The 12046-nt window shown below is 59.1% G+C and carries 11 protein-coding genes and 1 tRNA gene; 9 read left to right on the top strand and 3 right to left on the bottom strand.

The window, feature by feature from the left end:
• The first annotated feature begins 164 nt into the window (after positions 1-164).
• The 7 genes from V5D86_RS00255 to truD all read left to right on the top strand — a co-directional run bounded on the left by V5D86_RS00255 (position 165) and on the right by truD (position 5068).
• Entirely contained in the window at positions 165-833 is a 669-nt protein-coding gene (locus tag V5D86_RS00255; RefSeq protein ID WP_414594695.1) for a ParA family protein, read from the top strand.
• A 13-nt stretch (positions 834-846) separates the two neighbouring features.
• The gene (locus V5D86_RS00250) at positions 847-1053 is read left to right on the top strand and encodes a ferredoxin family protein (protein WP_414594694.1); all 207 of its coding nucleotides are present in this window, start codon (positions 847-849) and stop codon (positions 1051-1053) included.
• A gap of 2 nt (positions 1054-1055) precedes the next feature.
• Positions 1056-2120: a 3-methyl-2-oxobutanoate dehydrogenase subunit VorB gene (locus tag V5D86_RS00245; protein ID WP_414594693.1), complete on the top strand. Its 1065-nt coding sequence runs from the start codon at positions 1056-1058 to the stop codon at positions 2118-2120.
• Positions 2120-2869 carry a thiamine pyrophosphate-dependent enzyme gene (locus tag V5D86_RS00240; RefSeq protein ID WP_414594692.1) on the top strand — a complete coding sequence of 250 codons (750 nt, stop codon included), beginning with the start codon at positions 2120-2122 and terminating at the stop codon, positions 2867-2869. The genes V5D86_RS00245 and V5D86_RS00240 overlap by 1 nt, the downstream gene beginning before the upstream one ends.
• The gene (locus tag V5D86_RS00235; protein WP_414594691.1) at positions 2866-3399 is read left to right on the top strand and encodes a 2-oxoacid:acceptor oxidoreductase family protein; all 534 of its coding nucleotides are present in this window, start codon (positions 2866-2868) and stop codon (positions 3397-3399) included. The genes V5D86_RS00240 and V5D86_RS00235 overlap by 4 nt, the downstream gene beginning before the upstream one ends.
• A 110-nt stretch (positions 3400-3509) precedes the next feature.
• Positions 3510-3764: an RpoL/Rpb11 RNA polymerase subunit family protein gene (locus V5D86_RS00230; RefSeq protein WP_414594690.1), complete on the top strand. Its 255-nt coding sequence runs from the start codon at positions 3510-3512 to the stop codon at positions 3762-3764.
• Complete coding sequence (truD, locus tag V5D86_RS00225; RefSeq protein ID WP_414594689.1) at positions 3761-5068, top strand: tRNA pseudouridine(13) synthase TruD; 1308 nt, start codon at positions 3761-3763, stop codon at positions 5066-5068. Before V5D86_RS00230 ends, truD begins: the two co-directional genes overlap by 4 nt.
• Here the strand turns inward: truD and V5D86_RS00220 are convergent, their stop codons facing one another.
• Positions 5069-8536, bottom strand: a complete 3468-nt coding sequence (locus tag V5D86_RS00220) for a tetratricopeptide repeat protein (RefSeq protein ID WP_414594688.1) — start codon at positions 8534-8536, stop codon at positions 5069-5071.
• 150 nt (positions 8537-8686) lie between these two features.
• Here V5D86_RS00220 and V5D86_RS00215 point away from each other — a divergent pair.
• Together V5D86_RS00215 and V5D86_RS00210 are read left to right on the top strand one after the other, a co-directional pair.
• Positions 8687-8759 (top strand) — tRNA-Gly (locus tag V5D86_RS00215).
• A gap of 328 nt (positions 8760-9087) precedes the next feature.
• Complete coding sequence (locus tag V5D86_RS00210) at positions 9088-10287, top strand: ATP-binding protein (protein ID WP_414594687.1); 1200 nt, start codon at positions 9088-9090, stop codon at positions 10285-10287.
• A gap of 381 nt (positions 10288-10668) precedes the next feature.
• On the opposite strand, the gene V5D86_RS00205 is transcribed toward V5D86_RS00210, so the two are convergent.
• Positions 10669-11127 (bottom strand): C-GCAxxG-C-C family protein, encoded by a 459-nt coding sequence (locus V5D86_RS00205; RefSeq protein ID WP_414594686.1) that lies wholly within the window; start codon positions 11125-11127, stop codon positions 10669-10671.
• Positions 11128-11577: 450 nt separating this feature from the next.
• Positions 11578-11901 carry a hypothetical protein gene (locus tag V5D86_RS00200; RefSeq protein WP_414594685.1) on the bottom strand — a complete coding sequence of 108 codons (324 nt, stop codon included), beginning with the start codon at positions 11899-11901 and terminating at the stop codon, positions 11578-11580.
• Between the last annotated feature and the right edge of the window lie 145 nt (positions 11902-12046).

Raw genomic sequence — 12046 nt, 5'->3', positions numbered from 1 at the left:
TACGCTGGGCAATCTCTGCGATGTTGGGTTCCATTGCTAATCCTCGGGGCTCCAGCAGAATTCCATTGGTTATAAACAATCCGTGTCACCGCTGTGGAAAGTCCCATTGAAACGATTGCCATGGACCTGAAAGCTAGTTATACGCTATGCGTGATGGCGTATCCATGTTCCCGTTGGAGAAGAGGGTGACCGTCGTCTGCGGACACTACGGGACGGGGAAGACCAATCTGTCGATAAACCTCGCATTGGACTGTGCCAGGGACGGTGAGGATGTGACCCTTGTCGACCTTGACGTCGTCAACCCGTACTTCAGGTCCGCCGACTATTCCGATGTCCTCACGCAGAACGGCGTGAAGGTGGTCGGACCCAACTTCGCCAACACAAACCTGGACACCCCATCCCTCCCGGGTGCGGTGAGGGATTCCATATTGGAAGGGTCCAGGGTGATCGTGGACGTCGGAGGGGACGATGCCGGCGCGACCGCGATAGGGGTCTACTCCAGGACCCTGACGGATGTGGACCCTGACGTGATCTATGTCGTAAACAGATACAGATCCATGACGACGCATGCGGAGGAGGCCGCAGGGATCCTCGGCGAGATCGAGAGGACATCCCGCCTCAAGGCCACATGCATAGCCAACAACTCCCATCTGAAGCAGGGGACCACCGAACAGACGGTCCTAGATTCGGTCGGATTCGCGGATGAGGTCTCTTCCCTGACCGGCCTGCCGCTCAGGTTCACGACGGCCCCCCGCCAACTGAATTTTGTCCTTTTAAATAAAATCTCTAACATATACCCAGTAGACGTCCATGTCAGGGCGCCCTGGGAGTGAAAAGGTAGTTCAAATGCCAAAAGTAACCGTTGATAACAACATCTGCAAGGGTTGCGAGATGTGCGTGGTAGCATGCCCCAAGCACATCATGTCGCTCGACAAGACCATTACGAACAGCAAGGGATACCACCCCGCCCATATCACCGACCAGGAAGCCTGCACCGGCTGCGGCTCCTGCGCTACGATGTGCCCCGATGTGGCGATAAGAATCGAGATGTGAACATGAACGGAAAAGTACTCATGAAGGGAAACGAGGCCATCGCCGAGGCAGCCATCGCCGCGGGATGCAGACACTTCTTCGGATACCCCATCACGCCGCAGACGGAGGTCGCGGCGTACATGTCCAAGAGGATGCCGAAGATCGGCGGCGTCTATCTGCAGGCAGAGTCCGAGGTGGCGTCCATCAACATGGTCCTGGGTGCAGGGGCGGCGGGCGTCAGAGTGATGACTTCCACATCGTCCCCCGGGGTCAGTCTCATGGCCGAGGGCATCTCGTACATCGCCGGATCGGACGTCCCCTGCCTCATAGTGAACGTCCAGCGCGGAGGTCCCGGACTGGGCGGGATCCAGCCGTCCCAAGCAGACTATCATCAAGCTACAAAATCCACCGCGCACGGGGACTTCCACATACTCGTGTTCGCACCGTCCACGGTCCAGGAGACCGTCGACATCATCTCCACGGCGTTCGACCTCGGGGACGAGTACAGGATGCCCGCCATGGTCCTCTCCGACGGCATGCTCGGACAGATGATGGAGCCCGTCGTGCTCCCCGAACCCAAGGACCCGGACAACGACTCCAAGGGATGGGCCGCCTGCGGACACCACGACAAGCGGGCGCACAACGTGGTCAACTCCCTGTACATCAACCCCCAGGAGCTCGAGGACCTGGTCATCCAGAGGTTCAAGAGATACGAGGAGATCAAGGAGAAGCACCAGATGGCCGAAGAGTACCTCACAGACGACGCCGACATAATCATCGTCGCGTACGGGTCCTCGTCCAGGGTGTCTAGGTCCGCCATCGATGCGGCGAGGAAGCAGGGCATCAAGGTCGGGATGATCAGGCCCATAACCCTCTGGCCGTTCCCGGAGAGGTTCATCAACAAGCACGTTGGCCATGCCAAGGCCTTCCTGTCCGTGGAGATGTCCATGGGCCAGATGGTCGACGACGTCAGACTGGTGGTCAACGGGAAGGTCCCGGTCGAGTTCTACGGACGCACCGGAGGCGTGATCCCGACCCCTAAGGAGATACTCGGGGAGATCGTCAGGATAAACGGAGGTGTTCAGTGATGACAGTGAAAGGAGAGAGGCCCCACGCACTGACGGAAGCGCCCTTCCACTACTGCCCGGGATGCACCCATGGGATCGTCCACAGGCTGGTGGCGGAGGTCATAGACGAGCTCGGCGTGGAGGGCAGGACCGTGGGGGTGGCATCCGTCGGATGCTCCGTCTTCACGTACAACTACTTCAACTGCGACATGGTCCAGGCACCCCACGGCCGCGCGCCCGCAGTGGCGACCGGTGTCAAGAGGGCGAGACCCGACAACGTGGTGTTCACCTACCAGGGGGACGGGGACCTCGCGGCCATCGGTATGGGCGAGACCGTCCATGCCGCCGCAAGGGGAGAGAACATCGTCGCGATCTTCATCAACAACGCGATATACGGGATGACCGGGGGCCAGATGGCACCGACCACCCTCCCCGGACAGGTCACCCAGACCTCACCCTACGGAAGGGATGTGAAGACCGCCGGGAACCCCATCAGGGTCTGCGAGCTGCTATCGTCCCTCGACGGGGTCGCGCTCGCCGAGCGCGTCACGGTGGACAGCGTCAAGAACGTCAGGGCCGCCAAGAAGGCGATCAAGAAGGCGTTCGAGTACCAGATGGCCGGGAAGGGATACTGCATCGTAGAGGTCGTGTCCACCTGTCCCACCAACTGGGGCATGTCGCCCACCGACGCGATCCAGTGGCTCAGGGACAACATGATCCCGTACTACCCGCTTGGCGTCTACAAGGATGTCGGGGAGGGAGAGCAGTGACCGACCTCAACGTACTGTTCGCAGGGTTCGGGGGACAGGGGATCCTGTTCGCCGGCAAGGTCATGGCATACGCCTCCCTGATGGAGGGCAAGGAGCTCTCCTGGCTCCCGTCCTACGGACCGGAGATGCGCGGCGGGACCGCGTCGTGCAGCGTCTGCATATCCGACAGCACCATCGGGTCCCCCCTGGTGGTCAACCCCGATGTCCTCGTCGCCATGAACCTCCCCTCCCTGGAGAAGTTCGAGAACGATGTGGTCCCCGGAGGGACGATCATCATCGACAGCTCCATCGTCAAGAAGGAGGTCGCAAGGACCGACGTCAAGGTCATCCGCATAGACGCATCCAGGATCGCCGAGGAGAACGGCCTGAAGGGGGAGGCCAACATGGTCATCCTCGGGAGACTGTTCAAGGAGACGGGCTTCTGCACCGCGGAGAACCTCGACCTGGGGCTCCAGAAGAGCATCCCCGCCAAGAAGGCCAACCTGCTGGAGAGCAACAGGAAGGCCATATCACTCGGGTCGGAGAGCTGAAAACCCAAAAGGGGCCATCGGCCCCTATCACCCCCATGTCCCGATCGGCCTCCGCGCCCGCGCAGGACCTTTTAGCAAAGTTATATAAGAACGATGGCATAGCCTCCGCCATGGAGATAGTGCTCGTCGAAAAGACCGCGGATTCTGCAACGATCGCATTCAAGGATGCCAACCTGACCCTCATCACGCCCCTCATGAAGGCGCTCGACGGGGATGACAATGTTGACTCGGTCAGATTCATCGAGACCCACCCCGAACTGGAGGCGAGGAAGCTCTTCGTCAAAGTGAAGGAAGGAGACCCTCTCGCCGCCATCAACAGGGCGTCGCAGAGCGTCGCAGACTACTACTCCAAGATCACAGAGTGATTCTTCTGTACAGAGAGTGTCTCACCGGGGAAGCCGACATCGGCATGCGCAGATACCTGTGCGATTCGGACGGAACCGGAGGGCACCTCAAGACGGAGCCCGAGGATTTCGTCGTCAACGAGATCTCGGACCCACCCCGGGCCAAAGACAACGGCGAGTTTTCCATCGCGACCGTCAGGACCAGGAACTGGGAGACGAACCGTCTCGTACGCATCATGTCCCGCAGCCTCGGCATGTCCAGGACCAGGATAGGGTTCGCGGGGACCAAGGACAAGCGTGCCGTCACGACACAGCTGATGTCGTTCAGATGCACCCCCGAGGAGCTCGCGAAGCTCAGCCTGAAGGATGTCGAGATATCCGGCATATACAGAGGCGCAAGGGCCATCCAGATAGGCGACCTCATCGGAAACTCGTTCGAGATCACCGTCAGGGACCTGACGATGCCTATGGGGTCCGTGAGGGAGACCGTCGAATCGGACATCGCCACGATAGGTGCGAACAAGGGGTTCCCCAACTATTTCGGGGTCCAGAGGTTCGGATCCGTCAGACCGGTCACGCACCTCGTCGGGGAGAGACTCGTTCGCGGGGACATCGAAGGAGCGGTCCGCACGTACATCTGCTACACCACGCCCCAGGAGGAACCGGAGCTCAGCGAGCTCAGAAGGTCCCTGGAAGGCTGCACCGACTGGTCCCACGCGGCATCGGTCATGCCTGAGAGCATGTCCTTCGAGAGGGTCATGGCGCAGGCGCTCGCAGGAGGGGAGGATTGGAAGGGTGCGATCTCCGCACTCCCGTCTAACCTGCAGATGATGTTCGTCCACGCATACCAGTCGTACCTGTTCAACGAGATGCTCAGCGAGAGGATGGCCAGAGGGCTGCCCCTCAACGCTCCCGTGGAAGGGGACGTCGTCATACCCCTGTCCGCAGACGGCATACCGAACCACGACGATGCCATAGTCGCCACCGGCAGGAACCTGGACCTCGTCGCAAGGCAGGTCAGGGTCGGAAGAGCGTTCGTCACCGCTGCGCTGTACGGGTCCGAGACGGTGCTCGCAGAGGGCGAGCCGGGGGAGATCGAGAGGTCGATGGCCGAGAGGAACGACCTCGTGCCGGAGGACTTCGTCATACCGGGACTGTCAAAATGCTCCTCGAAGGGAGGTCGCAGGGAGATCCTGTGCCCCGTCAAGGACCTGAAGGCATCGTTCGGCGAAGATTCCTACTCGGTCAGCTTCTCCCTGCCGAAAGGCAACTACGCCACATGCCTCATGCGCGAGTTCATGAAGTCCGAGATGCGCGACTACTGATCAGACGATCATCGAGCACGCGAGCCTGGCCTCGTAGACGCCCAGGTCGCACTGCTTCATCGCCTCGTAAACGGTCATCCCCTTCGGGAGTCCCATGGCTATGGACGCGACCTTGTCATCCGCCGTGCTAGGTGCTGGCGACAGCATGACCTTCTGGACATATGCCACCAGCATCCTGGCCGCATCAGCGTCCCTGGAGCCTGTCGCCACGTAGACCTTCTCGAGAGGGAGCAGCGGGGAACCCTCGAGGTCGGTCCATCTGAGCTTCATGATCACCTCATGGGACTGGAGCTCCATGTATTCGAAATCCCTGGAGTCCGGGCCGATAGGGCCTATGTCCGGAACCTCAGACAGATATCTGGACACCTCCTTCGCCATCTCCTGGTCCAGACCTATCGCGTCCAGTATGCTCGGGTCATCCGCCGTGGTCCTCGAGGAGTATGCGCGCACCAGGGCCTTCTCCGCATACTTCAGAACCGCAGGATCGACGCCCGCAGGCTTGAAGGTGCCCTCCACGAGTATCCTGGCCTCCTCTCTGCACCCGACGTCCTCCAGTATCCTGACCATGCGGACCTTGATGTCGCTGGGGATGTCCGGACATGCCGTGAGGAGGTCGTACGCGGACATGACCGAATCCGCATCTCCGCGGGAGTTCGCGATCTCCGCCTTCATCATTATCGCCGGGATGTTCGAGGGATCCTTCCTCAGGACCTTCGACACCGTGCCGTATGCGCCGGACACGTTCCCGCACGCGCGCTGCTGCCTCGCCAGCGATACCGCCAGGGCCAGGTCGTCCGGGTCCAGGGCGACCGCCTGCGAATAGCTGGATGCGGCCATCTCAGGATGGCCCATGGCCTCCAGCACCCTGCCCTTCAGAGAATGGACCGAAACGGTGTCCAGACCGTTGGCGATGGCCAGGTCGGCCTCTGCCAGGGCCCCTCTCAGATCGCCCTTCCGCTCCCTCGCGAGGGCGGCGACCTCGTGCAGCCCCGCATGGTTAGGGTTCGTGCGGAGGGAGTTCCCCGCAAGGAACGCGGCTCCCTCTATGTCGCCGCGTGCCATGGCTATCCTCGCCTTGTGACAATAGAGGTCCGGATCGTTTGGATCGGCGACCAGTGCGCGGTCCACGGTCCTCATCGCCGCCTTGAGGTCCCCCGCCTCCATCAGGGACACCGACATCGCCAGCAATGCCGCGGGGTCCTCCCTCTTGGCGGGCATCTCGGGCTCCGGCTCAGGCTCCGGCTCCGGCTCCATCCTGGGACCTATGCTGCCGGACACCATCTTCTCCCTCTCGTCGGACAGGGCCTTGGAATCCGGGTCGCACCTGAGACCCTCGTCCAGAGCCGTGACCGCACCATCCCTGTCCCCTCCGGACAGTCTCAGACGGGCAAGCTTGATCGTGGCCGTCTCTGACGGCTCGGACGAGATGCGGGCGATGAGGATCCTCTCCGCATCGTCCGGCCTCCCGATGCGCGTCAGGAGATCGGACTCCATGTCCATGATGCGGACGTCCTTCGGAGCGATCTCCGCCGCCTGCCGGACGTAGAACAACGCCTCCTGGTCGCGGGACGATGCCTGGAGTATGACCGCCTTGCGGACCAATGCGTACACGGACCTGGGATCCAGCTCTATCGCACGGTTCAGCGACTCTATCGCGCCGTACCTGTCGTTGGACCTCTCCTGCACGGATGCCTTGGATATCCAATACTCCGGCTCCCCCTGGTCCAGCAGGAGGGCCCTGTTGTACGCGTCCTCAGCGGACTCCAGGTCCCCGCGGGCCTCGTCCGCCATGCCTTTGGAATGCCATAGGACAGGGTTGTGCGGGTTCAGGGATGCTGCTTCCGCATACGTCACCGATGCCTTGAGGTACTCCCCCTGCCCGTACTCCATGTTCCCCCTGAGGCGCTTGAGCATCGGCTCCTTGGGGAACTGGCGCTCCAGACCGGAGCACAGGGACATCGCATCCCTGTCCAGGCCGCAGGACAGCATCTCGGATATGACGGACACCGCGCACTCCCTGGAGCTGTCCTCCTTCAATATCGAGCGGAACATATCGGATGCCGCGGTGCGGTCCCCGAGATTGCATGTGGATATCGCCAGGGACATCATGGTCACCACGTCCCCGGGAGAGGATTCGAGAAGCCTCCTGCACGTGCTGGCGGCCCTCTCGTGGTCACCGTTGTTCATGTACAGGTCCCTGAGCAGGGCTAGCGCGTCCCTGTTGTCCCCGTCCTGTGCGAGGATGCTGTCGCACTCCCTCTCGGCGGCCTCCTTCCTGTCCATGAGGTACAGCGTGCGGGCCAGCTGCGCACGGGCCGCCGTGTTCGTCTTGTCCATGCGGACGGCCCTCATGGCGGAGTACCTCGCGGACGGATAGTCCCCCGAGCGCATGACGATGATCGACCTCATGGTCAGCGTGTCCGGGTCGTCGCCCACGAACTTGGAGTACTTGTCCAGGAGGGCAGTGGCCTCGCGGTCCATCCCCCTGCCGATCAGGAACCTCACGGCCTCCACGTACTCCTCCGAGCCTGTGCGCTCGTTGTCCAGGAGCACACGGAGGGCGTCCATCATCTCCGACCTGCTCCCCGAGAGCATCTTGACGCGGATTATGTCGCGGAGGACCCTGCGGCTGTTGTGGTCCGCCCGGGACAGGAGGTCCATCGCCCTCATCGGGTCGGCCCCACCTATGGCGGCCTCGGCCGCCTCCACGAAGACGAACGGGGGCGCATCCATCGAGAGCAGTTCCGTATAGACCATGGACGCGGAGTGCCAGTCCTTCTCCACCACGGACATCCTCGCGGATGCCAGGAGGAACTCGGGGTCCTTCTCCGCATGGTACGGGGACGCCACGAGCTTGTCCGTGGCCACGTTCCTCCTGCCCGTGAACCAGTCGTAGTAGATCGAGTAGAGGTCCTGGACCCTGCCCTCCCCCATCGGATTCGTTGGCTTGTTGCCCTCCAATATGTCCTGTATGTTCTCCCTCTGAGGCCATCCTCCCTCGGGATCGACGTCCGCCAAGATCCTGTATGCGTCCCTGCACCGGGGGTCGTAGCCGTATGCGGTGTAGGCGAAGGACATGGCGGCCTCACTGTCACCCCTCTTCAGAGCGATGTTCGCGGCCGCTATCGAGCGTTCGACCATCTCCTGGGCGCCGGCCGACATCTCCAGGACCTTCTCCGCCCCGTCCAGGTCACCGTTCTCCAGAAGTACGGCGGATGCCCTCACGGACGGGAGACAGTCGGTGGAACGGCTCTTGGACACCAGTAGCTCCAGTGACGTGCGGTCCGCCAGACCCCCTTCCGCCAACGTGTCGATCATCATGACCAGGACGGTGGAGTTCATCTTGCCGCTGTACCTCTCAATCTCCCCCGCCAAGGCAAGCGGTCCACCGTTCGAGAAGGCCTTCCCGTCCAGGGATTTCCAAACGTGATACTCGAAGGAGCTCTGGAGAACGGGACGGCCTGACATGCATACGGTATCTCCGCATGCGTATGTAAGTGATTGGGATGGGGGATCCCACCCGTTCCGACACGATGCTGGACCATCGTCCGAAACGATGTGCCACAGTTGTTTCTAGACAGTTACGTATATATACAACAACTCAATTGGGGACTTTAGGCAGCTGTGATCTAGTTGGTTAGGATCTGAGCCTTCCAAGCTCATTGCCCGGGTTCGAATCCCGGCGGCTGCACTCATTTTTTCCTACTTGGACATTCAAATCGTCAAAACCCGATTTTTTCGCGTTTTTGCGTGACTACACGCCCGATTCCACGCACTATTTTCCCCAAGAATCAACCAGTTTCCAGAAGCTTCACAGGAATGATTGCAACAAAAGATGGGATTCGAATCCAACCATTCAGTGACAGGTTCCACGACCATGAGACCCTTGTAAGACCCTCACCACGTTCTATGCCCCTATCTATCGATTTATACCTCTGAACACGGGCCTGTTGTAAGGGTATATCTATCGTATCAGATAAAAGATAGATTATATCTATAATATGTCTGATATGATAGACATGTTCAGACCCGTGTCACGCCCAGAGTATTCCGAGCACCTCATCAGATTGAAGGATAACGGCAATGCGAAGGCGCTGATCGGGATACGCAGATGCGGAAAATCCACAATCCTATCGATGGTCGCCGAATCAGATGACAGAAACATCATCTATATCGACCTGGACACATGGGAAGGGCGCAGGATAGGTTCCGCAGAGGATCTTATGAAGATGATCGACTCATCGCTCTCCAAGGACAGAGATAGTTGCCTGTTCATCGACGAGATACAGAACGTGAACGGATGGGAAGAGGTCATCAGATCCCTCATCGCAGAGAGGAAATGCGACATCTACCTCAGCGGTTCCAATTCCAGACTGCTGTCCGGGGAACTGGCCACATACCTCACTGGGAGGACCAGCATAATTAACATCCATACACTGACTTTGAAGGAATGCCTCAGATTCGAACAATCTATCGGAAAGACCTCATCAGAGGTACTTGCGAGATTCATCCGCACCGGAGGGTTCCCAACAGTATGGAGGAACGGCTATTCTGAATCGGAATCATACTCCTCCATCAACGACCTGTACAATATGATCGTCAAAGCCGACATCATAGGCCGCCATAGGATCAGGAACCCGGACGACCTCGATCGCATCTTCGATTTCATATGTGGGAACATAGGCAATAGGACCTCGTTGAACAAGATCTTTGAATCCATGCACAAGGAGGACCCCTCCATCAACAGAAACAGCGTATACGATTATGTGCCATATCTCGAAGAGGCCTGCCTAATTGAACATGTGAAAGAGATGGACCTCAGGGGCAGGAACATCCTCACATCCAGCTACAAATACTATCTGTCCGACATAGGGCTTCGGAACGCCCGGCTGGGATTCAGATCCGATGAGATCGCAGGGACAATGGAGAACATACTCTACCTGGAACTCAGGAGCAGGGGCTACGAGGTCTATGTGGGTAACAACAATGGAAAGGAGATCGATCTTGTCGGGATCCTGAATGGCAGGCGGATATACATCCAAGCCTGTGTGAGACTATCGTCGGATTCCGTGATCGAAAGAGAATACGGGAATTTCAAAGGGATAGAGGACAATTGGCCGAAATACGTCGTGGTTCTTGAGAACAGCATGCTCGACTCAGACCTTGATGGGATAAGGACGATGTCCCTGGAGGAGTTCCTCCTGTCCGATGATTACTGACAATACCGGGGCGACGATTAGACAAGGTCTACCATGACCAGTCCCAGACCTCACATGGGTCCGACCGACAAGGGTTGAGGGACCTTTGGATCTGCTCGATGTCGAATCTCGAACAGGCCCTGTTATGTCGACGGTCCGACCCGGATGTCTTCATGATCTCATGGCACAGTCGTTCCGGAAGAATGGGATCGCATCTCCGACAAACCTGGTCATGATGCCCGACACAGGCTGTCGGGTTCACTCTAAATAGGCTGTCAGAATCGGTCCAGCATGATATGCCCATGGTGCGGACACGAGAACAATGATCTCAATCCCTTCGTCAAATGTCTCGGATGCGGCATACCCATGGAACTACAGCAGGCATCGGAGCCGAAGCGATCCTCATCGCCCCTCCCTCTCCAAGATGTCTGCAAGCATCTCCGATGCGGATATGACCATCCTGGGACAGAATTCCGTGAAAAGGCCCGTATCCCTCGCGATACGGGACTCCCCGTCGGATGAGAGGTCGTACCCGAGGAGGTCCCTGCATACGAATGACCCGTTCTCCCCGGAGAAACGGTCCATCATCTCGCGCGTCAGGCGTTTCACTCTTGCATTCCCCTCAGCATCCTCCGGATCGTCATGACCGTGGACCAGGCCTATGACCATCAGTGCACCGGTCACAGCACCGCACACCTCTCCCTTGCACATGCCTCCTCCGAAGCCCGCACCGATCCTCAGGGCCTGCTCCTCCGATAAGCCGTATCCGGGAGCGAACGCGGCGAAAACCGCCTGCGAGCATTGGAATCCTTTGCGGAAGAGTTCGGACGCCTTCATCACACGATCGTCGTATACGGTCATGGATGCACCTCAGACACATGCCCAGAGAATAACCCATCGGCACATCCGCCCCATGCCTTGGGATACATGAGGCCGGTGTTCCAGACATCCTGTTCGGGCCAGGATAGGGCTGTCGATCAAGTTCGTCACGAGGATCCTGAGGATCGAGATACAGGACGCGATAACTGAGCAGAGGCCCCCGCATCGAGGAGAGAGGATAACATCTGCAACATCAACGTGGACTCCCTGATGAGGTCCTTGAGGACGTTGATGCCCATCTCCAGCCTTTCGGGCTCGAAGATCCCAGAAGCGATGGTATCGCCCCGTCATGATGTGACCGTACAAACCCGTGTACTCATGAGATTGGGACCATGTGATCAGTTCACTGGAAGGGTTGCAAAAGTATCAACAGATGCTTCTGTCGAAGTCAGGCCATATCCCATGGATGACCCCGTACGACCCTTCAGACGTTCATCCGTCCATCCTCTTACATGCGGACCGCACGTCCACGACCGCCCTCAACATGGCAAGGATGCCGAAGGCGATCATCGCCGATCCCACCAGAGTGATGCCTGTGAGACTGGCAGGTATGAGGTCCATCCGATGCAGGATCGCCCAGATGATGAGTGCGGATGACCCGCATATCGCGTATGCCACCCATCTACCGGGACTGGTGATCGAACGGACATCGACCCCGCCTGCCTTCAACGGCCTCATCCAACGCCATTCCATGATCAATGGCAGGATGAATATCGCCACGGACAGCAATGCGAATCCTATCACATACTCATGCATGTCATCACCTTCCATGATCGCCCACAACCCATGGGCCGAAGACCTCCCGTCCGATCGACAGGAGAGCCAGAGGGATCCCGGACCTGTTCGTGGTCGGATTTCAGGAAGGCCGTGGCGGATTAAAGGTTTGGTGCCGGCCGAGGCC

The sequence above is a fragment of the Candidatus Methanoprimaticola sp. MG2 genome (assembly GCF_047501175.1).
In the GTDB taxonomy this organism is placed as follows: domain Archaea; phylum Thermoplasmatota; class Thermoplasmata; order Methanomassiliicoccales; family Methanomethylophilaceae; genus Methanoprimaticola.
The sequence above is the reverse complement of the archived record's forward strand: the minus strand, read 5'-3'. Positions and strand labels throughout refer to the sequence as shown.